This window comes from Streptomyces flaveolus (assembly GCF_014648815.1).
Taxonomy (GTDB): Bacteria; Actinomycetota; Actinomycetes; order Streptomycetales; family Streptomycetaceae; genus Streptomyces; species Streptomyces flaveolus.
The window spans coordinates 698,638-721,862 of the sequence record NZ_BMRV01000002.1 but is presented as its reverse complement, the minus strand read 5'-3'; the positions used below and the strand labels follow the sequence as shown (position 1 = coordinate 721,862).

Annotated in this window: 37 protein-coding genes; 33 read left to right on the top strand and 4 right to left on the bottom strand. The window is 67.7% G+C overall.

Translation table 11 applies throughout. From position 1 onward, the window contains the following. Nucleotides 1-3 precede the first annotated feature (3 nt). The 4 genes from IEZ05_RS07230 to IEZ05_RS07215 are packed head-to-tail and all read right to left on the bottom strand — an operon-like array spanning nt 4 to nt 3,339. The gene (locus IEZ05_RS07230) at nt 4-681 is read right to left on the bottom strand and encodes a hypothetical protein (protein WP_189229146.1); all 678 of its coding nucleotides are present in this window, start codon (nt 679-681) and stop codon (nt 4-6) included. A gap of 16 nt (nt 682-697) precedes the next feature. Beyond that, a complete protein-coding gene (locus tag IEZ05_RS07225; RefSeq protein ID WP_189229145.1) occupies nt 698-2,221 on the bottom strand; it encodes a hypothetical protein in 1,524 nt (507 codons plus the stop codon). Between the two features lie 22 nt (nt 2,222-2,243). Continuing rightward, entirely contained in the window at nt 2,244-3,038 is a 795-nt protein-coding gene (locus IEZ05_RS07220; RefSeq protein WP_189229144.1) for a hypothetical protein, read from the bottom strand. Next, nucleotides 3,022-3,339, bottom strand: a complete 318-nt coding sequence (locus IEZ05_RS07215; protein WP_189229143.1) for a hypothetical protein — start codon at nt 3,337-3,339, stop codon at nt 3,022-3,024. The genes IEZ05_RS07220 and IEZ05_RS07215 overlap by 17 nt, the downstream gene beginning before the upstream one ends. A 264-nt stretch (nt 3,340-3,603) precedes the next feature. Here IEZ05_RS07215 and IEZ05_RS07210 point away from each other — a divergent pair, with 264 nt between their 5' ends. The 33 genes from IEZ05_RS07210 to IEZ05_RS07050 all read left to right on the top strand — a co-directional run bounded on the left by IEZ05_RS07210 (nt 3,604) and on the right by IEZ05_RS07050 (nt 23,188). Further along, on the top strand, nt 3,604-3,984 hold the full coding sequence (locus IEZ05_RS07210; protein ID WP_229869591.1) for a hypothetical protein: 381 nt from the start codon (nt 3,604-3,606) through the stop codon (nt 3,982-3,984). A gap of 48 nt (nt 3,985-4,032) precedes the next feature. Continuing rightward, nucleotides 4,033-4,602, top strand: a complete 570-nt coding sequence (locus IEZ05_RS07205; RefSeq protein ID WP_189229142.1) for a hypothetical protein — start codon at nt 4,033-4,035, stop codon at nt 4,600-4,602. Nucleotides 4,603-5,033: 431 nt separating this feature from the next. After that, nucleotides 5,034-5,342 carry a 30S ribosomal protein S10 gene (gene rpsJ, locus IEZ05_RS07200; protein ID WP_003948644.1) on the top strand — a complete coding sequence of 103 codons (309 nt, stop codon included), beginning with the start codon at nt 5,034-5,036 and terminating at the stop codon, nt 5,340-5,342. Nucleotides 5,343-5,358: 16 nt separating this feature from the next. Beyond that, nucleotides 5,359-6,003, top strand: a complete 645-nt coding sequence (gene rplC / locus IEZ05_RS07195) for a 50S ribosomal protein L3 (protein ID WP_037858413.1) — start codon at nt 5,359-5,361, stop codon at nt 6,001-6,003. A gap of 8 nt (nt 6,004-6,011) precedes the next feature. After that, nucleotides 6,012-6,668, top strand: coding sequence for a 50S ribosomal protein L4 (gene rplD / locus IEZ05_RS07190; protein ID WP_189229141.1), 657 nt, complete (start codon nt 6,012-6,014; stop codon nt 6,666-6,668). Then, complete coding sequence (gene rplW, locus IEZ05_RS07185; RefSeq protein WP_007443985.1) at nt 6,668-7,087, top strand: 50S ribosomal protein L23; 420 nt, start codon at nt 6,668-6,670, stop codon at nt 7,085-7,087. Before rplD ends, rplW begins: the two co-directional genes overlap by 1 nt. Before the next feature lie 40 nt (nt 7,088-7,127). After that, nucleotides 7,128-7,964 carry a 50S ribosomal protein L2 gene (gene rplB, locus IEZ05_RS07180; RefSeq protein ID WP_003974264.1) on the top strand — a complete coding sequence of 279 codons (837 nt, stop codon included), beginning with the start codon at nt 7,128-7,130 and terminating at the stop codon, nt 7,962-7,964. 12 nt (nt 7,965-7,976) lie between these two features. Further along, complete coding sequence (gene rpsS / locus IEZ05_RS07175; RefSeq protein ID WP_003948639.1) at nt 7,977-8,258, top strand: 30S ribosomal protein S19; 282 nt, start codon at nt 7,977-7,979, stop codon at nt 8,256-8,258. 44 nt (nt 8,259-8,302) lie between these two features. Further along, nucleotides 8,303-8,650: a 50S ribosomal protein L22 gene (gene rplV, locus IEZ05_RS07170; protein WP_019329637.1), complete on the top strand. Its 348-nt coding sequence runs from the start codon at nt 8,303-8,305 to the stop codon at nt 8,648-8,650. Continuing rightward, nucleotides 8,650-9,483 carry a 30S ribosomal protein S3 gene (rpsC, locus tag IEZ05_RS07165; protein WP_189229140.1) on the top strand — a complete coding sequence of 278 codons (834 nt, stop codon included), beginning with the start codon at nt 8,650-8,652 and terminating at the stop codon, nt 9,481-9,483. Before rplV ends, rpsC begins: the two co-directional genes overlap by 1 nt. A 5-nt stretch (nt 9,484-9,488) precedes the next feature. Beyond that, nucleotides 9,489-9,908 (top strand): 50S ribosomal protein L16, encoded by a 420-nt coding sequence (gene rplP / locus IEZ05_RS07160; RefSeq protein WP_009190136.1) that lies wholly within the window; start codon nt 9,489-9,491, stop codon nt 9,906-9,908. Further along, nucleotides 9,908-10,132, top strand: a complete 225-nt coding sequence (gene rpmC / locus IEZ05_RS07155; RefSeq protein ID WP_005481220.1) for a 50S ribosomal protein L29 — start codon at nt 9,908-9,910, stop codon at nt 10,130-10,132. The genes rplP and rpmC overlap by 1 nt, the downstream gene beginning before the upstream one ends. Next, a complete protein-coding gene (gene rpsQ, locus IEZ05_RS07150; protein WP_161163021.1) occupies nt 10,132-10,416 on the top strand; it encodes a 30S ribosomal protein S17 in 285 nt (94 codons plus the stop codon). Before rpmC ends, rpsQ begins: the two co-directional genes overlap by 1 nt. 95 nt (nt 10,417-10,511) lie before the next feature. Then, nucleotides 10,512-10,880, top strand: coding sequence for a 50S ribosomal protein L14 (rplN, locus tag IEZ05_RS07145; RefSeq protein WP_030831680.1), 369 nt, complete (start codon nt 10,512-10,514; stop codon nt 10,878-10,880). 2 nt (nt 10,881-10,882) lie between these two features. Continuing rightward, a complete protein-coding gene (rplX, locus tag IEZ05_RS07140; RefSeq protein ID WP_003992365.1) occupies nt 10,883-11,206 on the top strand; it encodes a 50S ribosomal protein L24 in 324 nt (107 codons plus the stop codon). Continuing rightward, nucleotides 11,206-11,763: a 50S ribosomal protein L5 gene (gene rplE, locus IEZ05_RS07135; RefSeq protein ID WP_189229139.1), complete on the top strand. Its 558-nt coding sequence runs from the start codon at nt 11,206-11,208 to the stop codon at nt 11,761-11,763. Before rplX ends, rplE begins: the two co-directional genes overlap by 1 nt. A gap of 5 nt (nt 11,764-11,768) precedes the next feature. Further along, entirely contained in the window at nt 11,769-11,954 is a 186-nt protein-coding gene (locus IEZ05_RS07130) for a type Z 30S ribosomal protein S14 (protein WP_003948630.1), read from the top strand. Nucleotides 11,955-12,163: 209 nt separating this feature from the next. Then, nucleotides 12,164-12,562, top strand: a complete 399-nt coding sequence (gene rpsH, locus IEZ05_RS07125; RefSeq protein WP_007384075.1) for a 30S ribosomal protein S8 — start codon at nt 12,164-12,166, stop codon at nt 12,560-12,562. A 24-nt stretch (nt 12,563-12,586) separates the two neighbouring features. Further along, on the top strand, nt 12,587-13,126 hold the full coding sequence (gene rplF / locus IEZ05_RS07120) for a 50S ribosomal protein L6 (protein WP_189229138.1): 540 nt from the start codon (nt 12,587-12,589) through the stop codon (nt 13,124-13,126). Nucleotides 13,127-13,129: 3 nt separating this feature from the next. After that, on the top strand, nt 13,130-13,513 hold the full coding sequence (gene rplR, locus IEZ05_RS07115; RefSeq protein WP_121748663.1) for a 50S ribosomal protein L18: 384 nt from the start codon (nt 13,130-13,132) through the stop codon (nt 13,511-13,513). 41 nt (nt 13,514-13,554) lie between these two features. Then, nucleotides 13,555-14,160, top strand: coding sequence for a 30S ribosomal protein S5 (rpsE, locus tag IEZ05_RS07110; protein WP_019753099.1), 606 nt, complete (start codon nt 13,555-13,557; stop codon nt 14,158-14,160). A 2-nt stretch (nt 14,161-14,162) separates the two neighbouring features. Continuing rightward, complete coding sequence (gene rpmD, locus IEZ05_RS07105; protein WP_003974250.1) at nt 14,163-14,345, top strand: 50S ribosomal protein L30; 183 nt, start codon at nt 14,163-14,165, stop codon at nt 14,343-14,345. Nucleotides 14,346-14,347: 2 nt separating this feature from the next. Next, on the top strand, nt 14,348-14,803 hold the full coding sequence (gene rplO / locus IEZ05_RS07100) for a 50S ribosomal protein L15 (protein WP_023547373.1): 456 nt from the start codon (nt 14,348-14,350) through the stop codon (nt 14,801-14,803). 241 nt (nt 14,804-15,044) lie between these two features. Then, complete coding sequence (gene secY, locus IEZ05_RS07095; RefSeq protein ID WP_189229137.1) at nt 15,045-16,358, top strand: preprotein translocase subunit SecY; 1,314 nt, start codon at nt 15,045-15,047, stop codon at nt 16,356-16,358. Then, nucleotides 16,358-17,011 (top strand): adenylate kinase, encoded by a 654-nt coding sequence (locus IEZ05_RS07090; protein WP_189229136.1) that lies wholly within the window; start codon nt 16,358-16,360, stop codon nt 17,009-17,011. Before secY ends, IEZ05_RS07090 begins: the two co-directional genes overlap by 1 nt. Nucleotides 17,012-17,285: 274 nt before the next feature. Next, nucleotides 17,286-18,122 (top strand): type I methionyl aminopeptidase, encoded by an 837-nt coding sequence (gene map / locus IEZ05_RS07085; protein WP_189229135.1) that lies wholly within the window; start codon nt 17,286-17,288, stop codon nt 18,120-18,122. A gap of 149 nt (nt 18,123-18,271) precedes the next feature. Further along, on the top strand, nt 18,272-18,493 hold the full coding sequence (infA, locus tag IEZ05_RS07080) for a translation initiation factor IF-1 (RefSeq protein ID WP_003948620.1): 222 nt from the start codon (nt 18,272-18,274) through the stop codon (nt 18,491-18,493). Between the two features lie 67 nt (nt 18,494-18,560). Then, on the top strand, nt 18,561-18,674 hold the full coding sequence (rpmJ, locus tag IEZ05_RS07075) for a 50S ribosomal protein L36 (RefSeq protein ID WP_003974245.1): 114 nt from the start codon (nt 18,561-18,563) through the stop codon (nt 18,672-18,674). A gap of 188 nt (nt 18,675-18,862) precedes the next feature. Continuing rightward, nucleotides 18,863-19,243 carry a 30S ribosomal protein S13 gene (gene rpsM, locus IEZ05_RS07070; RefSeq protein WP_004984507.1) on the top strand — a complete coding sequence of 127 codons (381 nt, stop codon included), beginning with the start codon at nt 18,863-18,865 and terminating at the stop codon, nt 19,241-19,243. A gap of 66 nt (nt 19,244-19,309) precedes the next feature. Then, a complete protein-coding gene (gene rpsK / locus IEZ05_RS07065; protein WP_003956432.1) occupies nt 19,310-19,714 on the top strand; it encodes a 30S ribosomal protein S11 in 405 nt (134 codons plus the stop codon). Between the two features lie 215 nt (nt 19,715-19,929). Further along, on the top strand, nt 19,930-20,952 hold the full coding sequence (locus IEZ05_RS07060; protein WP_003966937.1) for a DNA-directed RNA polymerase subunit alpha: 1,023 nt from the start codon (nt 19,930-19,932) through the stop codon (nt 20,950-20,952). Nucleotides 20,953-21,145: 193 nt separating this feature from the next. Continuing rightward, nucleotides 21,146-21,640 (top strand): 50S ribosomal protein L17, encoded by a 495-nt coding sequence (rplQ, locus tag IEZ05_RS07055; protein WP_189229134.1) that lies wholly within the window; start codon nt 21,146-21,148, stop codon nt 21,638-21,640. Between the two features lie 138 nt (nt 21,641-21,778). Further along, nucleotides 21,779-23,188: a hypothetical protein gene (locus tag IEZ05_RS07050; protein WP_189229133.1), complete on the top strand. Its 1,410-nt coding sequence runs from the start codon at nt 21,779-21,781 to the stop codon at nt 23,186-23,188. Nucleotides 23,189-23,225: the final 37 nt, after the last annotated feature.

The window sequence follows — 23,225 nt, the reverse complement described above, 5'->3', positions numbered from 1 at the left end:
CCGTCAGCGTTCGCGGTCCCACGTGTGCAGGACCGCCAGGGCGTAGGCGACGCGGGGGTCCAGCCCGCGGGGGTCGAGGCGGTAGAGCCTGTTGACGCCCCGGTAGTCCAGCACCGTCCCGGCACCGCGCGAGCGCCAGCGGGTCCGGGCCGGCCTGCCGAACGTGTAGTCGTCCGCCTCGCCCACGAAGAACGAGTACAGGGCCGCGCCGAGCGCGAGGACGAACCACACGGGTGCGGTGACGACGTAGAGCAGCCACGCGTACCACGTGCCCGCTCTGCCGCTGACCCCGTGGGACGCCCCGGCGAACTCCGCGGACCACCGGACCCGCCGGGGCCAGGGCAGCAGCCGGCCGGCGCGACGGGTGACCCGGGCCAGCGGGGTGCCGTCGGCCGCGTGGACGTCGTAGACGTCCGGGGCGACCGGGCGGGCGGAGCAGAAGGGGGCGCCGTCCGCTCCGCCGTCGACCCAGAAGGGAACCGGCGCCTGCCGGCTCCAGCGCTGTCCGCTGCGCGGGGTGAACACCCGGGCCAGCGGGGTGTCCTCGGGCCGGCGGGCGGTCGTCGCACGGACCGTCGAGACCGCCTCGGCGTCGGGTGGCAGGTGCCCGGGCCGTGGGTCCGCCACCGGAACCGGGTTGTTCACGGAGACCACGAACGCGTACGGGGTGGTGTCTTTCACGAGGTCCACGCTGTCATCAGAAGGGGTTGAGGCTCGACAGGCCGTCCACGACGTCTCCCGCCGTCCGGCGTGCCTGGTCGATCGATTCGTGGATCTTCTCGGACGCGTACTGGACCTCGTCTCCCGCGGCGAGCCGTACGCCTTCCTTGAAGAGGTTCTTCGTTCCGACGACCGCCTCGTAGCCGCGTGCCGTCCACGACCGGGGGTCGATGTACTTGCCGACCGTCTCGCCGGCGTCGTCGATGATGGGCCTGACGGAGTCGGTGAGCGCGGGTATGTGCTTCAGCGGGGTGTTCTCGATCAGCTGCGGCATCACCTTCTGGAAGGCGAAGTCCGTCACCCCCGCACCGGGCCGGTACAGGTTGAAGTCACCGAACTCCTTGGCCACCGCGACCTTGAACCGGTCCGCCAGCGTGTCCGCGGTGATGTGGATGGCATGCGCCTTGCTGCCCAGGGCACTGACGTTCCGCATCACCCACTGCTCCGCGTCGTCGCCCAGCTTCGCGGTCCCGCCGACGTGTTCGATGATGTCGTCGGCGCGCTTCCAGGCGTCGGCCGCCTTCGCGCCGAAGTCCAGGACGTTCATGGGGATCTTGACGCCCTTGAAGGCACCCTTGCCGACCTTCCCCAGGCGCAGCAGGTCGCCGAACGGGACGAAGCCGACGATGTCCAGGCCGATGTCCATCCAGTTGCCCTTCTTCGCCCCGGCCGCCCAGCCGACGGAGTGGAAGGTGAGGGCGCCGGCGTTGAGCACCATGCCGATGCCCTCGAAGACGACGGCGCCGATGATGGTCTCGGAGAAGATCACCGCGAGGACGTCGCAGGCGGCACTGGCATAGCCCAGCCAGTCCCCGATCTTGTAGATCGTGTCCGCGTGCTTCTTGATCCAGTCCCAGAGGTCGCCCGCGAGATCCCTGATCCTGTCGCCCAGGCCCTCGATGGCGTCGATGAGGTCGTCCAGCAGGCTGGAGTCCGGCGCCGCCTCGGCGGCCCTGCGGATCGCCGAGGCGGCGGCGCGTGCGGCCTCGTCGTGGTCCCCCCGCAGCTCCCACGCCTTCTTGATCACGGCGTTCAGCTCTTCGGCGGCCTCGTTCACCCGACGGGTCGCGTTGTCGAGGCGCCGCTGGGCGTTCTGCAGTTCGGTGTCCGTGTCGAAGAGCTGCCCCGCCAGCTTCAGGTCCGGGCTGCCCTGAGCCGCCTTCAGCTCGCGGCGGGCGGCCGCGGCCTCCAGCTCGTAACGGCGCGCCAGCGACTGGAAGTCCGTCAGCCGCAGCTCCCACGTGTGCAGCGCGTGCGCGGCGTCGATCAGCGAACTGTGCCCGGCGGACAGGTACTTCGGCAGGGATCCGGCCTTCTTGGCGAAGGCGGACGCCCCCTCGCCCACCCAGGCGCCGTCGGCCTTGCCCAGCCGGGTCAGGGTCGTGTGCGCGTCATGGAGTTGCTTGCCCACGCCGCTGAGAGCGGTGACCAGGTGACGTACGGAGGACGGCACGCCCGGCGCGGGGTCGAAGCCGAGAGCGTCGTAGGTCTGGGTGCTCATGGGGACGATCTCCTCGACGCGATCAGTAGGAGCCGAAGGGGGAGACGGCAAGGGCTGGGGACGGTGCCGCCTCGGCGGGCGCGGGGGCCTCGTCCTCACCGAAGGCGATGGTGTCGGCGATGTCCGCGAGCACCGCCTGGTAGTGATAGAGGTCCTGGACGTCGGCCGTGCTCAGGCAGAGCAGGAGCAGGCGGTCCTCGGCGGGGAACGGCAGCCAGACCTCGATCCGGACGAAGAACCGTTCCTGTTCTCCCTCCGGGAGGTCCCAGACGGCCCGGGCCCCGGCGACGTGGACGACCGCCGGGCCGGCCGGCAGGGTGATCGGCTGCACCTCACCGCCCGCGGACGTCTTGTCCAGGGCCTCCGAGATGCCCGCGGCCGTCAGATGGGGGTCGGGGTTGGCCAGGTCGCGCACGCTGACGGTGAGCGTGGCGCGGCTGACGCGCTCGGGCGGCTCGGAACCGTCGGAGGTGCCACCGATGGGGAAGATGCCGAGTGCGCTGTAGACGGTCCCGCCCGCGGCGAGACCCTCCGCGTTCGCCGCGTACGTGGCTGTGGTCAGCCGGCGCAGGGGTTCCAGGTCCTCGCGCTCGCCCCAGTAGTCGTGGGAGAACCGACGCAGGCGCTCGTGGAGGGTGTCCTCGTCCTCCCCGAGGCCCAGCGGGACGGGGTGGAACTCCGGCTGCACCTGGAAGCGGAACGCCGTCGGCCCGTCCTCGGTACCCGACTCCTCGGCGCCGACGGGTGCCGTCGCGGGGTCCGTGTCCTCGGCCGTCATGGACGGCCGGGCCGCGTCCGGGTCACGCACGGCCGTCACCGTCCGGCACCTTCACGGCCTTCGCCAACGCGGCGATCTGGTCCTCCACGTGCTGGTAGTGCCTGCCCGACTGGCCCACCTTCTCGGTGATGCCGCCCGTGGCATCGGCGATCAGCTTGATGCCGTGGCCCCACTTGTCCTGGAAGTCGTCACACGCCTCTTCCAGCTCCCCGGAACCGGCGCCCTTGGGGCCGATGTCCTTCAGCTGTTTCATCGCGGACCGCATGCCCTCCGCGCATTCGCTGAGGTCGATCATGAGCCGGGACATGGCCTCGAACTCGACCTTGCAGAAGCCAGCCACCTTTGTCGCGCCCCCGAAAATCTTGTCGGACGGGGCACATCCTTGCATGTGGCAAACATCGTGAGAGCGCGTCCATGGACCGTCGGCGCGGGCGTGCACAGAAGATCCTCGAATGATCCACGCGCCCGCCCCGACCCGGTCCGCCGGCCGCCGCCCCCGCACGGGTCGGGGAGCTGTGACCAGAGAGCGACGGTTGGTAACCACTGAGGTATGGTGACTCACGGTGATCACGCAGTCGGAGTAACACCACTGCGGGGAGACAGGGTGAGTGGCGTCGCGGGACCGGGCCCGGTGGGCGGCGGCCGAAAGGATCTCGCCTCCTCGCCCGCCGAGAAGGCGGCCGCCGAGAAGGCGATCGAGGAGCACATCCAGCCCGACACCGCCAAGGCCGGGGCGTGGGCGGACGAGGACACGCGGGGTGCGGTCAAGGCGTTCACCGCCAAGGACGGCGAAGGATGGGTCACCTCCGGTGCGCTGAAGAAGGCCCACGAGACCTGGGCCGGGCAGGTGAAGAACCTGATGGACCGGCTCGACGCGGAGAAGGGCGCGCTGCGCGGCGCCGGCACCATCCTGCAGAACACGGACTTCGGGGTGGGGGCCCAGACCCTGAAGATCCGGCAGCTGTCCCCGCTGGACCGGTTCTGAACCACCGACCTCGGCGCGCTCACCACCGCCGCCGACCGGTGGGACGGGATGGCGGGCGAGTTCGCCAAGCAGGAGAAGGCCTACAGCCGGGATGTGCACGGCATCTCCATGGGCACCGGCTGGGTGGAACTGAGCGCCGACGCGGCCAACCGGCGCTTCGACGTCACCCTCAAGGAGTTCCAGTACGCGCAGACGGAGGCCAAAGCGGTGGCCGGGCTCCTGCGTGACGCGCACACGCAGTTCGTCGAACTGCGCGGCCGGCTCAAGACGGCCCGGCAGGAAGCCGTCGACGCGGGCATGAAGGTGTCCGAGCAGGGCCACGTGAGCCTGGACATCGAGCGGCTGACGGACGCCGAACGCAGAACGCTGCGCCACGACCCGGGGTGGCAGGAGGCCGTCCAGTCATGGCAGGACCGCATCAACAAGGCGGTGCGGGACGTCACGGACGCGGACACCGGCGTGCAGATCGCCCTTCAGGCCGTCGTGATCGACTCCAGCGTCATCGCCGGGGGCAAGGTGAGGAGCCGAATTGAGAGGGACGAGGGGAATCGCCCAGAAGTAGAGGCGTTCATGCGCGCCTCCTTCCCCGCCACCGTCAAGCCCCTGCACTGTCGGTGAGGTTCTCCCCGGAGGGGGGCGCTCGGGCGTCTGTGTGTAGGACTTCGTGACGTGGGGTACAGTCATCCGCTTCGATTGGCCAGGCCCCTGCCCCGTATGGCAGACTAGCCGAGTTGCTCGGTCGAGTGCCGATGCTGCGCGCCTCCCGCCGGGGGGACCGGAAGCGAGTCCCACAGTACTCGTCGCCCCTGATCAGGGGCGGAAGTACGGGAATCTTCCGGGAAGTGTCAGCGGGGTGCAGACCAGGCGCCCGGTGGGCCTCTCGCCCCCGCCCGCGGTTCCGGAAGGGCCCGCACTCCCATGCAGGGAAGTCCCGAAGAGGGACATCCGTGTCAGCGGGAGCGCGACACGCCCGACCGCGTGGGTCGGAGGTGAGGGTAAGGAACACCGGGTTCCAGAGCGTTTTCGAGAGACAGGACTACTGAGTAGCCATGGCGGGACAGAAGATCCGCATCCGGCTCAAGGCCTACGACCACGAGGTCATCGACTCCTCGGCGAAGAAGATCGTCGAGACGGTGACGCGTACTGGTGCGTCGGTCGCGGGCCCGGTGCCGCTGCCCACTGAGAAGAACGTGTACTGCGTCATCAAGTCGCCGCACAAGTACAAGGACTCGCGCGAGCACTTCGAGATGCGCACGCACAAGCGCCTGATCGACATCCTCGACCCGACCCCCAAGACCGTTGACTCTCTGATGCGACTCGACCTCCCGGCCGGTGTCGACATCGAGATCAAGCTCTGAGGGCGGTGATCTGAAGATGACCAAGCAGATCAAGGGCATCCTGGGCGAGAAGCTCGGCATGACGCAGGTGTGGGACGAGAACAACCGTGTTGTTCCGGTCACCGTCGTCAAGGCCGGCCCCAACGTCGTCACCCAGGTCCGCACGAACGATGTCGACGGCTACGAGTCCGTCCAGATCGCCTTCGGCGAGATCGACCCGCGCAAGGTGAACAAGCCCCTCAAGGGCCACTTCGCCAAGGCCGACGTCACTCCCCGCCGCCACCTTGTCGAGATCCGCACCGCGGACGCCGCCGAGTACACCCTGGGCCAGGAGATCACCGCTGAGGTGTTCGAGTCCGGTGTCAAGGTCGACGTGACCGGCAAGAGCAAGGGCAAGGGCTTCGCCGGTGTCATGAAGCGTCACAACTTCAAGGGCCTCGGCGCCGGTCACGGCACCCAGCGCAAGCACCGCTCTCCCGGTTCCATCGGTGGCTGCGCCACCCCGGGCCGCGTGTTCAAGGGCCTCCGCATGGCCGGCCGTATGGGCAACGAGCGGGTCACCACCCAGAACCTGACCGTCCACGCCGTTGACGCGGAGAAGGGTCTGCTGCTCATCAAGGGCGCGGTTCCCGGTCCGAACGGCGGCCTCGTCCTGGTCCGCACCGCGGCCAAGGGGGCCTGAGGTAACCGATGAGCACTGTTGACATCCTTTCGCCTGCCGGCGAGAAGACCGGTAGCGTCGAGCTCCCCGCGGAGATCTTCGGCGTGGAGAAGATCAGCATCCCGCTGATCCACCAGGTCGTCGTCGCGCAGAACGCCGCTGCTCGCCAGGGCACGCACAAGACCAAGCGTCGCGGCGAAGTCCGCGGTGGCGGCAAGAAGCCGTACCGCCAGAAGGGCACCGGCCGCGCCCGCCAGGGTTCGACCCGTGCGCCGCAGTTCGCCGGTGGTGGCGTCGTGCACGGTCCCGTGCCGCGCGACTACTCGCAGCGGACCCCGAAGAAGATGAAGGCCGCGGCCCTGCGCCACGCCCTCACCGACCGGGCCCGCCACAACCGCATCCACGTCGTCTCCGGCGTGATCGAGGGCGAGACCCCGTCCACCAAGGCCGCCAAGAGCCTGTTCGGCAAGATCAGCGAGCGTAAGAACCTCCTGCTCGTCGCCGACCGCTCCGACGAGGCCGCGTGGCTGTCCGCCCGCAACCTGCCCCAGATCCACATTCTGGAGCCGGGCCAGCTGAACACGTACGACGTTCTCGTCTCGGACGACGTGGTCTTCACCCAGGCCGCTTTCGAGTCCTTCGTGTCTGGCCCCAAGGCCGCTGACACCGAAGGGAGCGAAGCCTGATGGCTACGCGTCACCCGAGCATCGCCTCGAAGGCCGCCAAGGCGGCCAAGGCCGCGCGCGTCGCCAAGGCACGCCGCCACGAGGCCGAGGGCAAGAACACCGTCGTCACCCCGGCGAGCAAGGCGTTCACGGACCCCCGTGACGTGCTGCTCAAGCCGGTCGTGTCCGAGAAGAGCTACGCGCTGCTCGACGAGAACAAGTACACGTTCATCGTCGCGCCGGGCTCCAACAAGACCCAGATCAAGGAGGCCGTCCAGGCGGTCTTCTCGGTCAAGGTCACCGGGGTCAACACGATCAACCGCCAGGGCAAGCGCAAGCGGACCCGCACGGGCTTCGGCAAGCGTGCCGACAGCAAGCGCGCGATCGTGACCCTCGCCGAGGGCGACCGTATCGACATCTTCGGCGGTCCGACCTCCTGACGGAGGTCCGGATCGTCCGATATCGGACGAGGACTGAGAAATGGGTATCCGCAAGTACAAGCCGACGACTCCGGGCCGTCGTGGCTCCAGCGTCGCCGACTTCGTCGAGGTCACGCGGTCCACGCCGGAGAAGTCGCTGGTCCGCCCGCTGCACAGCAAGGGCGGCCGTAACAACGCCGGTCGTGTGACCGTTCGCCACCAGGGTGGCGGACACAAGCGCGCCTACCGCGTGATCGACTTCCGTCGTCACGACAAGGACGGCGTGCCGGCGAAGGTCGCGCACATCGAGTACGACCCCAACCGCACCGCGCGCATCGCGCTGCTGCACTACGCCGACGGCGAGAAGCGCTACATCCTCGCCCCGCGCAACCTGCAGCAGGGTGACCGCGTCGAGAACGGTCCCGGGGCCGACATCAAGCCGGGCAACAACCTGGCCCTCCGCAACATCCCGGTCGGTACCACGATCCACGCGATCGAGCTCCGTCCCGGTGGCGGTGCCAAGTTCGCCCGTTCCGCCGGCGCCTCCGTGCAGCTGCTCGCGAAGGAGGGCACGATGGCCCACCTCCGCATGCCCTCCGGTGAGATCCGCCTGGTCGACCAGCGCTGCCGCGCCACGGTCGGCGAGGTCGGCAACGCCGAGCAGAGCAACATCAACTGGGGCAAGGCTGGCCGTAAGCGGTGGCTGGGCGTTCGCCCGACCGTCCGTGGTGTGGTCATGAACCCGGTGGACCACCCGCACGGTGGTGGTGAGGGCCGGACCTCCGGTGGTCGTCACCCCGTGTCCCCGTGGGGCAAGAAGGAAGGCCGTACTCGTTCGCCCAAGAAGGCGTCGAACAAGTACATCGTCCGCCGCCGCAAGACGAACAAGAAGCGCTAAGGACGGGTTGAGATGCCTCGTAGCTTGAAGAAGGGACCCTTCGTCGACGACCACCTGATCAAGAAGGTGGATGTCCAGAACGAAGCCGGTACCAAGAACGTCATCAAGACCTGGTCCCGTCGCTCGATGATCGTCCCGGCGATGCTCGGCCACACGATCGCGGTGCACAACGGCAAGACCCACATCCCGGTGTTTGTCACCGAGTCCATGGTCGGCCACAAGCTCGGCGAGTTCTCGCCGACGCGCACCTTCCGGGGTCACGTCAAGGACGACCGGAAGTCGAAGCGCCGCTAGTCAGCGGGGTGTGAAAGACCATGACAAACACTGAAGGGACAACCATGGAAGCCAGGGCCCAGGCGCGGTACATCCGCGTCACGCCCATGAAGGCCCGCCGCGTGGTGGACCTCATCCGTGGCATGGATGCCACGGAGGCTCAGGCGGTCCTGCGTTTCGCCCCGCAGGCCGCGAGCGTGCCGGTGGGCAAGGTGCTGGACAGCGCCATTGCCAACGCCGCGCACAACTACGACCACACCGACGCCGACAGCCTCTACATCTCCGAGGCGTACGTCGACGAGGGCCCGACCCTGAAGCGGTTCCGTCCGCGCGCCCAGGGCCGCGCCTACCGGATCCGCAAGCGGACCAGCCACATCACCGTGGTCGTCAGCAGCAAGGAAGGAACCCGGTAATGGGCCAGAAGGTTAACCCGCATGGGTTCCGGCTCGGTGTCACGACCGACTTCAAGTCGCGTTGGTACGCCGACAAGCTGTACAAGGACTACGTCAAGGAAGACGTCGCCATCCGTCGGATGATGACGTCCGGCATGGAGCGCGCCGGCATCTCCAAGGTCGAGATCGAGCGCACCCGTGACCGCGTGCGTGTGGACATCCACACCGCTCGTCCGGGCATCGTCATCGGCCGCCGTGGCGCCGAGGCCGACCGCATCCGCGGCGACCTCGAGAAGCTCACGGGCAAGCAGGTCCAGCTGAACATCCTCGAGGTCAAGAACCCCGAGACGGACGCTCAGCTGGTTGCTCAGGCCGTCGCCGAGCAGCTCTCCTCCCGCGTCTCCTTCCGCCGTGCCATGCGCAAGAGCATGCAGTCGGCGATGAAGGCCGGCGCCAAGGGCATCAAGATCCAGTGCGGTGGCCGCCTCGGTGGCGCCGAGATGTCCCGCTCGGAGTTCTACCGCGAGGGCCGCGTGCCCCTGCACACGCTCCGCGCGAACGTGGACTACGGCTTCTTCGAGGCCAAGACGACCTTCGGCCGCATCGGTGTGAAGGTCTGGATCTACAAGGGCGACGTCAAGAACATCGCCGAGGTCCGCGCCGAGAACGCTGCCGCCCGTGCGGGTAACCGCCCGGCTCGCGGTGGCGGTGCCGACCGCCCGGCCCGTGGTGGCCGTGGTGGCGAGCGGCGCGGTCGCAAGCCGCAGCAGCAGTCGGCTCCGGCCGCCGAGGCCCCCAAGGCCGAGGCGCCCGCCGCTGCCGCTCCGGCTGAGAGCACCGGAACGGAGGCCTGACCGAAATGCTGATCCCCCGTAGGGTCAAGCACCGCAAGCAGCACCACCCGAAGCGCAACGGTATGTCCAAGGGTGGAACGCAGGTTGCGTTCGGCGAGTACGGCATCCAGGCGCTGACCCCGGCCTACGTCACGAACCGCCAGATCGAGGCGGCTCGTATCGCGATGACCCGTCACATCAAGCGTGGCGGCAAGGTCTGGATCAACATCTACCCGGACCGTCCGCTCACCAAGAAGCCGGCCGAGACCCGCATGGGTTCCGGTAAGGGTTCGCCGGAGTGGTGGATCGCCAACGTCAAGCCCGGACGCGTCATGTTCGAGCTGTCGTACCCCAACGAGAAGATCGCCCGTGAGGCGCTGACCCGTGCGGCCCACAAGCTGCCGATGAAGTGCCGGATCGTCAAGCGCGAGGCAGGTGAAGCGTGATGTCGGCCGGTACCAAGGCGTCCGAGCTGCGCGAACTGGGTGACGAGGAGCTGCTGAACAAGCTCCGCGAAGCCAAGGAAGAGCTGTTCAACCTCCGCTTCCAGGCGGCGACGGGTCAGCTCGAGAACCACGGTCGGCTCAAGGCCGTCCGTAAGGACATCGCGCGGATCTACACCCTGATGCGTGAGCGCGAGCTGGGCATCGAGACGGTGGAGAGCGCCTGATGAGCGAGAGCAACGTGACTGAGAACACCGAGGCACGCGGATTCCGCAAGACGCGCGAGGGTCTGGTCGTCAGCGACAAGATGGACAAGACCGTCGTCGTCGCCGTCGAGGACCGCGTCAAGCACGCGCTGTACGGCAAGGTCATCCGCCGTACCAACAAGCTCAAGGCTCACGACGAGCAGAACGCCGCGGGTGTCGGCGACCGCGTCCTCCTCATGGAGACCCGGCCGCTGTCCGCGACGAAGCGCTGGCGCGTCGTCGAGGTCCTCGAGAAGGCCAAGTAATTCCTGCGGCAATCCCCGCAGGTCAGTTCCGCCAGGCTCCGGGAGCCGCTCGCTGAGCGGCTCCCGGGGAACCGGCAGACAAACAGGAGATAGACGTGATCCAGCAGGAGTCGCGGCTTCGTGTCGCCGACAACACGGGTGCGAAGGAAGTCCTCTGCATCCGTGTGCTCGGTGGCTCGGGCCGCCGCTACGCGGGTATCGGTGACGTCATCGTCGCCACCGTCAAGGACGCGATCCCCGGTGGCAACGTGAAGAAGGGTGACGTCGTCAAGGCGGTCATCGTTCGCACCGTCAAGGAGCGCCGCCGTCCGGACGGCTCGTACATCCGCTTCGACGAGAACGCCGCCGTCATTCTGAAGAACGACGGCGACCCTCGTGGCACCCGTATCTTCGGCCCGGTGGGCCGTGAGCTGCGCGAGAAGAAGTTCATGAAGATCATCTCCCTCGCGCCGGAGGTGCTGTGAGCATGAAGATCAAGAAGGGCGACCTGGTCCAGGTCATCACCGGTAAGGACAAGGGCAAGCAGGGCAAGGTCATCGCGGCCTTCCCCCGCGAGGACCGCGTCCTGGTCGAGGGTGTCAACCGGGTCAAGAAGCACACCAAGGCCGGGCCGACCGCTCGCGGTTCGCAGGCCGGCGGCATCGTCACCACCGAGGCCCCGATCCACGTCTCCAACGTCCAGCTGGTCGTGGAGAAGGACGGCAACAAGGTCGTGACCCGCGTCGGTTACCGCTTCGACGACGAAGGCAACAAGATCCGCGTTGCCAAGCGGACGGGTGAGGACATCTGATGACGACCACCACCACTCCGCGTCTGAAGACGAAGTACCGCGAGGAGATCGCGGGCAAGCTGCGTGAGGAGTTCTCCTACGAGAACGTCATGCAGGTTCCCGGCCTCGTCAAGATCGTGGTCAACATGGGTGTGGGCGACGCCGCCCGCGACTCCAAGCTGATCGAGGGCGCCATCCGCGACCTCACCACGATCACCGGTCAGAAGCCGGCCGTCACCAAGGCCCGCAAGTCCATCGCGCAGTTCAAGCTGCGTGAGGGCCAGCCGATCGGTGCCCACGTCACGCTCCGTGGCGACCGCATGTGGGAGTTCCTGGACCGCACCCTGTCGCTCGCGCTGCCGCGCATCCGCGACTTCCGCGGCCTGTCCCCCAAGCAGTTCGACGGCCGTGGCAACTACACCTTCGGTCTCACGGAGCAGGTCATGTTCCACGAGATCGACCAGGACAAGATCGACCGTGTCCGGGGTATGGACATCACCGTGGTCACCACGGCGACCAACGACGCTGAGGGCCGCGCGCTCCTTCGTCACCTCGGCTTCCCGTTCAAGGAGGCGTGAGCGAGATGGCGAAGAAGGCTCTGATCGCTAAGGCTGCTCGCAAGCCCAAGTTCGGTGTGCGTGGCTACACCCGCTGCCAGCGCTGTGGCCGCCCGCACTCCGTCTACCGCAAGTTCGGCCTGTGCCGCGTGTGCCTTCGTGAGATGGCTCACCGTGGCGAGCTGCCGGGCGTGACCAAGAGCTCCTGGTAATCCGGTAATTCCGGGTTATTCAGACTCTCGGTAAGCATCTGGGTCGGCAGGGGCCCACCTCCGCATGCCTTAGGCTTGTGGGGTTGGGCGTCTGCCGCCCGTACGACTTACTACGCCGTAGGTCCACCGCGCCGCACCCGTCCCGTCTCGGATCGGGGAGAGGGATGGCGCACCAGGAAACCCCGGCGAGAGAGGCCGAAGGCCAATTCATGACCATGACTGATCCGATCGCAGACATGCTTACGCGTCTGCGGAACGCGAACTCGGCGTACCACGACTCCGTGACGATGCCGGCGTCCAAGATCAAGTCTCACATCGCGGAGATCCTCCAGCAGGAGGGCTTCATCACGGGCTGGAAGGTCGAGGACGCCGAGGTCGGCAAGAACCTCGTTCTCGAGCTGAAGTTCGGCCCGAACCGTGAGCGCTCCATCGCGGGCATCAAGCGGATCTCCAAGCCCGGTCTCCGGGTGTACGCGAAGTCCACCAACCTGCCCAAGGTGCTGGGTGGCCTCGGCGTGGCGATCATCTCCACGTCGCACGGGCTCCTCACCGACAAGCAGGCCGGCAAGAAGGGCGTGGGTGGGGAAGTCCTCGCCTACGTCTGGTAGCGGAAGGGAACGGAGGAAACAGCTATGTCGCGCATCGGCAAGCTCCCCATCGCGGTTCCCGCCGGCGTGGACGTCACCATCGACGGCCGTACGGTCTCGGTCAAGGGCCCGAAGGGCTCGCTGACTCACACCGTCGTGGCGCCGATCGACATCGCCAAGGGTGAGGACGGCGTTCTGAACGTCACCCGCCCCAACGACGAGCGTCAGAGCAAGGCCCTGCACGGCCTGTCCCGCACGCTGGTGGCGAACATGATCACCGGCGTGACCCAGGGTTACGTGAAGAAGCTCGAGATCAGCGGTGTCGGTTACCGCGTGCTCGCCAAGGGTTCGAACCTGGAGTTCTCCCTCGGCTACAGCCACCCGATCACCGTCGAGGCCCCCGAGGGCATCACCTTCAAGGTGGAGTCCCCGACCCGCTTCTCGGTCGAGGGCATCGACAAGCAGAAGGTCGGCGAGGTTGCGGCCAACATCCGCAAGCTGCGCAAGCCCGACCCGTACAAGGCCAAGGGCGTCAAGTACGAGGGCGAAGTCATCCGCCGCAAGGTCGGAAAGGCGGGTAAGTAAGCCATGGCATACGGACAGAAGATCCTCAAGGGCGACGCCTACAAGCGCGCCGCGATCAAGCGCCGTCACATCCGGATTCGCAAGAATCTCTCGGGTACGGCGGAGCGTCCCCGTCTGGTCGTTACTCGCTCGAACCGCCACATCGTGGCCCAGGTGATCGACGACCTCAAGGGTCACACCCTTGCGTCGGCGTCCACCCTGGACACCTCGATCCGTGGTGGCGAGGCCGACAAGTCCGCGCAGGCCAAGCAGGTCGGTGCCCTGGTCGCCGAGCGCGCCAAGGCCGCCGGTGTCGAGGCCGTCGTGTTCGACCGTGGTGGCAACCAGTACGCCGGGCGCATCGCCGCTCTGGCGGACGCCGCCCGCGAAGCCGGACTGAAGTTCTGAGCCGGTTCCGTAGCTAGCGGAAAAAGAGAGAGGTAATTCCAATGGCTGGACCCCAGCGCCGCGGAAGCGGTGCCGGTGGCGGCGAGCGGCGGGACCGGAAGGGCCGTGACGGCGGCGCAGCTGCCGCCGAGAAGACCGCTTACGTTGAGCGCGTCGTCGCGATCAACCGCGTCGCCAAGGTTGTGAAGGGTGGTCGTCGCTTCAGCTTCACCGCGCTGGTCGTGGTGGGCGACGGTGACGGCACCGTGGGCGTCGGATACGGCAAGGCCAAGGAGGTGCCGGCCGCCATCGCCAAGGGCGTTGAGGAGGCCAAGAAGCACTTCTTCAAGGTCCCCCGCATCCAGGGCACCATCCCGCACCCCATCCAGGGTGAGAAGGCTGCCGGCGTCGTGCTGCTCAAGCCCGCGTCCCCGGGTACCGGTGTTATCGCCGGTGGTCCGGTGCGTGCCGTGCTCGAGTGCGCCGGTATTCACGACGTGCTGTCGAAGTCGCTCGGCTCCGACAACGCCATCAACATCGTGCACGCGACCGTGGAGGCCCTCAAGGGCCTGCAGCGTCCCGAGGAGATCGCGGCCCGCCGTGGTCTGCCGCTCGAGGACGTCGCCCCCGCGGCTCTTCTCCGTGCGCGTGCCGGGGCGGGTGCGTAATCATGGCGCAGCTCAAGATTACGCAGGTCAAGTCCTACATCGGCAGCAAGCAGAACCACCGTGACACCCTGCGCTCCCTTGGTCTCAAGGGCATCAACACGCAGGTCGTCAAGGAGGACCGCCCCGAGTTCCGCGGCATGGTGCACACCGTCCGCCACCTCGTGACGGTCGAGGAGGTCGACTGATCATGGCGGAGCAGAACCCGCTCAAGATCCACAACCTCCGTCCCGCCCCGGGCGCCAAGACCGCGAAGACCCGTGTCGGTCGTGGTGAGGCGTCGAAGGGTAAGACGGCCGGTCGTGGTACCAAGGGCACGAAGGCCCGTTACCAGGTTCCGGAGCGCTTCGAGGGTGGCCAGATGCCCCTCCACATGCGTCTTCCGAAGCTGAAGGGCTTCAAGAACCCGTTCAAGACCGAGTTCCAGGTCGTGAACCTCGACAAGCTGGCCGCGCTGTACCCCGAGGGTGGCGAAGTCACCGTCGAGGGCCTCGTTGCCAAGGGTGCCGTTCGCAAGAACAGCCTCGTCAAGGTCCTCGGCCAGGGCGAGATCTCCGTGGCGCTGCAGGTGACGGTCGACGCCGTCTCCGGCTCCGCCAAGGAGAAGATCACCGCCGCCGGCGGTACCGTCACCGAGCTCGTCTGAGCCATTCAGGCGTCTCGATGACCTGAACGATCCCGACCGGGGATACCCCACAAAAGGGGTATCCCCGGTTGGTCGTTCCAAGGGAAGTGGTCCCGCCGGTAAGGTGGCCTGCGCTGCCCTCTTTCACGGGTGCCACACATGGGGCACCCTGAGCGGCAGTTGACCGTTATCCCCTAAGTCGTCAGTCGAACCTCAAGACCGTCACCCTTGACGCAGAAGCGCGGGGGTCGCAGGAGGCACCGTGCTCACCGCGTTCGCCCGGGCGTTCAAGACGCCCGACCTGCGCAAGAAGCTGCTCTTCACGCTCGGCATCATCGTGGTGTACCGGCTCGGTACCCACATCCCGATCCCCGGCGTCGACTACAAGAGCGTCCAGGAGTGTGTGGACCAGGCGTCCGGCAACCAGGGCCTCTTCGGTCTGGTCAACATGTTCAGCGGTGGCGCCCTGCTGCAGATCACGGTCTTCGCGCTCGGCATCATGCCGTACATCACGGCGAGCATCATTCTGCAGCTGCTGACCGTGGTGATCCCGCGCCTGGAGGCCCTGAAGAAGGAGGGCCAGGCGGGTACGGCGAAGATCACGCAGTACACCCGCTACCTGACCATGGCGCTCGCCATCCTGCAGGGCACCGGCCTGGTGGCCACCGCCCGCAGCGGCGCCCTGTTCTCCGGCTGCACCGTCGCCGGCCAGATCGTGCCGGACCGCTCGATCTTCACCACCGTCGTCATGGTGGTCTGCATGACCGCCGGCACGGCCGTCGTGATGTGGCTCGGCGAGCTCGTCACCGACCGCGGCATCGGCAACGGCATGTCGATCCTGATGTTCATCTCGATCGCCGCGACCTTCCCGTCCGCCCTGTGGGCCATCAAGAAGCAGGGCGACCTGGCGGGCGGCTGGATCGAGTTCGGCACGGTCATCCTGGTCGGCCTGGTGATGGTCGGTCTCGTGGTCTTCGTGGAGCAGGCCCAGCGCCGCATTCCGGTCCAGTACGCGAAGCGCATGATCGGTCGCCGTTCCTACGGCGGCACGTCGACGTACATCCCGCTCAAGGTGAACCAGGCGGGTGTGATTCCCGTCATCTTCGCCTCGTCGCTGCTCTACATTCCGGCGCTGATCGTCCAGTTCTCCAACTCGCAGGCGGGCTGGGCCACCTGGATCACGAAGAACCTCGCGGACACGGCGGCCACGCCGCACATCATCCTGTACTTCTTCCTGATCGTGTTCTTCGCCTTCTTCTACGTGGCTATCTCGTTCAACCCCGAGGAAGTCGCCGACAACATGAAGAAGTATGGTGGCTTCATCCCGGGCATCCGGGCTGGCCGACCGACCGCTGAGTATCTGAGCTACGTACTCAACCGGATCACCTGGCCGGGTTCGCTGTACCTGGGTCTGATCGCTCTCGTCCCGACAATGGCGTTGGCTGGTTTCGGGGCAAACCAGAACTTCCCGTTCGGCGGCACCAGCATCCTGATCATCGTGGGTGTGGGTCTCGAGACGGTGAAGCAGATCGAGAGCCAGCTCCAGCAGCGCAATTACGAAGGGTTCCTCCGCTGATGCGAATCGTCCTCGTCGGGCCGCCGGGTGCCGGAAAGGGAACGCAGGCGACCCGCCTTGCCGAGACGCTGCACATTCCGCACATCTCCACGGGTGACCTGTTCCGCGCGAACATCAGCCAGCAGACCGAGCTGGGCAAGCTCGCCAAGTCCTACATGGACGCCGGCAACCTCGTACCGGACGAGGTCACCATCGCCATGGCGAAGGACCGGATGGAGCAGCCCGACGCCGAGGGCGGCTTCCTGCTGGACGGTTTCCCGCGCAACGTCTCGCAGGCCGAGGCGCTGGACGAGCTCCTCGAGACCGAGGACATGAAGCTCGACGCGGTGCTGGACCTCGAGGCCCCCGAGGACGAGGTCGTGAAGCGGATCGCCGGGCGGCGCGTCTGCCGCAACGACTCGGCGCACGTCTTCCACGTGACGTACACGCCGCCGAAGAAGGAAGGCGTCTGCGACGTCTGCGGCGGCGAGCTGTACCAGCGGGACGACGACTCCGAGGAGACGGTCCGCACGCGGCTCGAGGTCTACCACACGCAGACCGAGCCGATCATCGACTACTACAAGGCGCAGGGGCTGGTCGTCACCATCTCCGCGATGGGGCCCGTGGCCGAGGTCACCGGGCGGGCGCTGGAGGCGCTGAAGCGGGACAAGTAGTTCTTGCCTTACGTGGTCGCAGCCGCGGTTTCCTTTCAGGAGGCCGCGGCTGTGGCGTGGGTGGGGGTGGGTGCGCGGCCCGGCGCCCACGGGGTGCCGTCGCGCCCACCCGTGCCGCCCCGGGGTACCTCCCAGGCCGTTCAGGCACCGGGGGAGGCGCGACCGCCCGCGACTGCGGCGACCGGTCCGTGGCTGCCCACGGAATGGTGCCGGGCCTGGCCCCGTATCGTTGAGTGCGTCCGTTGTCTTCCGGTCCAGAAAGGCCGCAGCCCCCATGGTGCAGATCAAGAGCCCCGAGCAGATCGCCAAGATGCGTGAGGCGGGGTTGGTCGTCGCCGCCATCCACGCGGCCACGCGCGAGGCCGCCGTGCCCGGCGCCACCACCAAGGACCTGGACCAGGTCGCCCGCAAGGTGCTCACGGAGCACAACGCCAAGCCGAACTTCCTCGGCTACGGCGGGTTCCCGGCGACGATCTGCACGTCCGTGAACGAGGTCGTCGTCCATGGCATCCCGTCCGACGACGTGGTCCTCAAGGACGGGGACATCATCTCCATCGACTGCGGCGCGATCATCGACGGCTGGCACGGCGACGCCGCCTACACGGCCTTCGTCGGATCCGGTCACGCCCCGGAGCTGGTCGAGCTCTCCCGGGTGACCGAGGAGTCGATGTGGGCCGGCATCGCGGCGATGAAGCAGGGCAACCGGCTCATCGACATCTCGCGGGCCGTCGAGACGTACATCCGCCGCCAGCCCAAGCCGGGCGGCGGCAAGTACGGGATCATCGAGGACTACGGCGGCCACGGCATCGGCACCGAGATGCACATGGACCCGCACCTGCTGAACTACGTCGACCGGCGCCGCGGCAAGGGCCCGAAGCTGGTGCCCGGCTTCTGCCTGGCCATCGAGCCGATGGTGTCCCTCGGCACCCCGAGGACCGAGGTCCTCCAGGACGACTGGACCGTCATCACGACGGACGGCACCTGGTCCTCCCACTGGGAGCACTCCGTCGCCCTGACGGAGCAGGGCCCCCTGGTCCTCACGGCCCCCGACGGAGGCAAGGCCAAGCTGGCGGAGCTGGGCATCACGGCGGCACCGGACCCGCTGGCATGAGGATCTCCCTCTTGGGGCAGACTTCCTCGTTTCGCCTTTCCGGGGGTGCTGACGTAGACTGACTCGTCGGCTCCAGTGCACCCGTATGCCTGCATCTGCTCGCAGGGTGTAGCGGAGTCGATCAAGGTAGTCGATTCGAAGGGCGAAGCGTGGCCAAGAAGCAAGGTGCCATCGAGATCGAGGGCACTGTCGTCGAGTCTCTTCCGAACGCCATGTTCAAGGTCGAGCTCCAGAACGGCCACCAGGTCCTGGCACATATCAGCGGCAAGATGCGCATGCACTACATCCGCATCCTCCCTGACGACCGGGTCGTGGTGGAGCTGTCTCCGTACGACCTGACGCGTGGCCGGATCGTCTACCGGTACAAGTAGATCTTGCCCACGTCCCGCGGCGCCGTGCCGCGGGTGCGCCGGCAACTGACCCGGAGAACCTCACCCCATGAAGGTCAAGCCGAGCGTCAAGAAGATCTGCGACAAGTGCAGGGTGATCCGCCGTCACGGTCGGGTCATGGTCATCTGCGACAACCCGCGCCACAAGCAGCGCCAGGGCTGACGCACGACCGTTCCCTCCGCGATTCGCATGACTTCGCGCGACGCGAGCTGAACATGTTCATACGCAGGACCCGGGCACCCAGGTGCCCGACACCCCCGGTTCGGAGGCCGGGGACCCGGTTCGTACCTGATACGGCGGCCGGGGACCGGTTCTGTGGAAGACCTCCGACAATCAACTGGAGCCATTGAATGGCACGCGTTTCCGGTGTTGACATCCCGCGCGAAAAGCGCGTGGAGATCGCCCTCACCTACGTGTTCGGCATCGGCCGGACCCTTTCGCAGCAGACGCTGGCCGCCACCGGCGTCGACCCGAACACCCGCGTTCGCGACCTCTCCGAGGAGCAGCTCGTCGCGATCCGCGAGTACGTCGACAACAACATCAAGACCGAGGGTGACCTCCGTCGCGAGATCCAGGCCGACATCCGCCGCAAGGTCGAGATCGGTACGTACCAGGGTCTGCGTCACCGCCGCGGCCTGCCCGTCCGCGGTCAGCGCACCAGCACCAACGCCCGCACCCGCAAGGGCCCGCGTCGCGCCATCGCCGGTAAGAAGAAGCCGGGCAAGAAGTAGTCCGCAGCGGACTCGCCGTCCAGCGGTCTTCGCTGTAGGACCGACCACCTCCCGTAGGAGAACGACATGCCCCCCAAGGGACGTCAGGGCGCTGCCAAGAAGGTGCGCCGCAAGGAAAAGAAGAACGTCGCTCACGGCCACGCGCACATCAAGAGCACGTTCAACAACACCATCGTTTCGATCACGGACCCGTCCGGCAACGTGATCTCCTGGGCCTCCGCCGGCCACGTCGGCTTCAAGGGCTCCCGGAAGTCCACGCCGTTCGCCGCGCAGATGGCCGCCGAGTCGGCTGCCCGCCGCGCTCAGGAGCACGGCATGCGCAAGGTCGACGTGTTCGTCAAGGGTCCGGGTTCCGGTCGTGAGACCGCCATCCGCTCCCTGCAGGCGACCGGCCTCGAGGTCGGCTCCATCCAGGACGTCACGCCCACCCCGCACAACGGCTGCCGTCCGCCGAAGCGTCGTCGCGTCTGACGCTCGGCACGGCGGACCGGCGTCCGGCTGGGGGTGTGGGGGTCGTCCCCCACATGTCGCAGCACGGCTGCCGTCCGCCGAAGCGTCGTCGCGTCTGACCTCGCTTCGTCAGGGATTTCCGGGCGGTACGGCTCTTTCGGGTCGTACCGCCCGTACCCTTGCAGTACAGAGTCGGGCGTCAAATAGCGGGCGCCCCTGACTGAAGGATTCACTTCATGCTGATCGCTCAGCGTCCCTCGTTGACCGAAGAGGTCGTCGACGAGTTCCGCTCCCGGTTCGTCATCGAGCCGCTGGAGCCGGGCTTCGGCTACACCCTCGGCAACTCCCTCCGCCGCACCCTCCTCTCGTCGATCCCCGGCGCTGCTGTCACCAGCATCCGCATCGACGGTGTCCTGCACGAGTTCACCACCGTGCCGGGCGTCAAGGAGGACGTCACCGACCTGATCCTCAACATCAAGCAGCTGGTCGTCTCCTCGGAGCACGACGAGCCGGTCGTGATGTACCTGCGCAAGCAGGGCCCGGGTCTGGTCACCGCCGCCGACATCGCGCCCCCGGCCGGTGTCGAGGTGCACAACCCCGACCTCGTCCTCGCCACGCTCAACGGCAAGGGCAAGCTGGAGATGGAGCTGACCGTCGAGCGCGGTCGCGGCTACGTCTCCGCCGTGCAGAACAAGCAGGTGGGCCAGGAGATCGGCCGTATCCCGGTCGACTCCATCTACTCGCCGGTTCTCAAGGTCACTTACAAGGTCGAGGCCACGCGTGTCGAGCAGCGCACCGACTTCGACAAGCTGATCGTCGACGTCGAGACCAAGCAGGCGATGCGTCCGCGTGACGCCATGGCCTCCGCCGGTAAGACCCTGGTCGAGCTGTTCGGTCTCGCCCGCGAGCTGAACATCGACGCCGAGGGCATCGACATGGGTCCGTCCCCGACGGACGCCGCGCTCGCCGCCGACCTGGCGCTGCCGATCGAGGAGCTCGAGCTCACCGTTCGGTCGTACAACTGCCTCAAGCGCGAGGGCATCCACTCCGTGGGTGAGCTCGTGGCGCGTTCCGAGGCCGACCTGCTCGACATCCGCAACTTCGGTGCGAAGTCGATCGACGAGGTCAAGGCGAAGCTGGCCGGCATGGGCCTCGCGCTCAAGGACTCGCCTCCCGGGTTCGACCCGACCGCCGCCGCGGACGCCTTCGGTGCGGACGACGACGCGGACGCGGGCTTCGTCGAGACCGAGCAGTACTGAGCGCTCCGCGAGGAGTGCCGTACTGCGGCTGCCGGCCCGCTGTGGCCGGTCGTGCCGTTCCCCGCGCCCCTCACGGGGCGCGGACGCTCCGGGGCGCTTGAGAAGGCGCCCCGGATCTCCGACAGGCGACCGCCTGCTCGGATACTGACTCCGGTACCTGATACGGCCGGGGCAGACACCTAGGAGAAACACCATGCCGAAGCCCACCAAGGGTGCCCGTCTGGGCGGCAGCGCCGCGCACGAGAAGCTGCTCCTCGCGAACCTCGCGAAGTCGCTGTTCGAGCACGGCCGCATCACCACGACCGAGGCGAAGGCGCGCAAGCTGCGTCCGTACGCCGAGCGTCTGGTCACCAAGGCGAAGAAGGGCGACCTTCACAACCGCCGTCAGGTGCTCCAGGTCATCACGGACAAGAGCATCGTCCACACGCTCTTCACCGAGATCGGCCCCCGGTACGAGAACCGTCCCGGTGGCTACACCCGGATCACCAAGATCGGCAACCGCCGTGGCGACAACGCGCCCATGGCCGTCATCGAGCTGGTCGAGGCGCTGACCGTGGCGCAGGAGGCCACCGGTGAGGCCGAGGCCGCGACGAAGCGTGCCGTCAAGGACGCCGAGGCCGCTCCGGCTGCCGAGGAGACCAAGGCCGAGGCCACCGACGCTCCGGCCGAGGAGTCCAAGGAGGCCTGAGGCTTCCGGCTCGCGACGGGCCCGTCCCCTTTCGGGGGCGGGCCCGTCCGCATTGCGGGGCAACCATTCCGGCAGGTCGGTGGTCATGTATGCGTCACCGAATCCCGGTGCGTCCGGTCCCTGAGTCACGGGGGTTTCATGCCTTCTCCCGCCGCCGTGCGGCGTCGTACCGCCGCCTTCGCGCTGGCCGCTCTGGCCGCCACGGCGCTCGCCAGTCCCGCCCATGCCGCCGAGCAGCCGTTGCCGGTCGCCGTCACCGGTCCCGACAGTGTGAACCTCTCCCTGCACCCGGAGGCCGACGAGTCGGCCGAACCGCAGATCGAGCTGGGGCTGCGGGCGCCCGGTGAGCCGATACCGGACCAGGACGGCGTCATCAGCCCGATCCACACCGGCGACTACACGGTCACCGTGGACGCCCGCTCCCTGGCCGGGGTGGCCGCGGTGGACTTCTCCGGCCTCGGGGGCTGGCAGGGGTGCGCCGTCGACGGACTCGTCGCCACCTGTAACGGCTACGAGATCTACGCCGGCCAGGACTACAACCGTCTCGGCGGTATCCGCCTGGACGTGACCGACGAGAGCGCCGCGGGCGACGCCGGCAGCATCGAGATCACGGCCCAGGGCGAAGGCCTGGCCTTCACCGGGCACTCGGTGGACGTGCTGGTCGGCGGCCCGGAGCTGCGGATGAAGCAGTTGACCGAGCCCGCGGACCTGAGGGCCGGCGACACCTTCCAGGCGCCGCTGGGCTTCCGCAACGTCGGTGGGCTGGGCGGCGAGGGCGTCCTGCTGCGTATCTCCGGCACCCGGGGTCTGTCCTTCCCCCGTACCTTCGGCAACTGCTGGTACGACCCGCGTGATCCCGACGACCTGCTCGGGCGTTCCGAGGCACTGTGCGTCTTCGACGGCGAGTTCGCCGGGGACGCGGCCTACGGGTTGAACACGCCGTTCCCGGTGCGGACGGCCGACTTCGCGCTGTACGACGCGCTGTCCTACTCCTTCAGCGCGGTGCCCGTCGCACAGGCGCGGGAGCTGCTGGCCCAGGGCGACTACCAGGCCGGGGACGGTCCGGCGCTGGAGCTGGTCCGCCTGCCGGAGGCGGAGCCGGCCGGCTACACGCGCTGGGCGGAGCTGGACCTGCCGACCAGGAACACCTTCGACCTCGACCTGACCGGTGAGCGGCTGCGGGCCCGCAAGGGCAGCACCGTGTCGGTGGACGTCGGCTTCGCCAACCACGGCCCCGCCTGGCTGGCCCTGCTGCGTTCCGGCGGCGAGCCGATCTCCTTCCAGGTCGACCTGCCGCCGGGGACCACGGCCACCACCGTTCCCGAGGACTGCCGGCCCACCTGGGAAGGAGCCGAGGGCGACTACGCCTGCTTCGTCCCCACGCCGGTCCTGGAGAACGACTCCCGCACCTTCACCTTCGGCCTCCGCATCGACGAGGTGACCAAGAACGCCACCGGCCGGGCGTTCTTCGCGTACACGATGCCGAACGAGGGCAACCCGGCGAACGACTCCGGGCAGATCGTGCTGAACCCCACCGGCAGGGGCTGACCGCCCCCCGGTCCGGCAGCGGGTCCGCCCTCCGGGG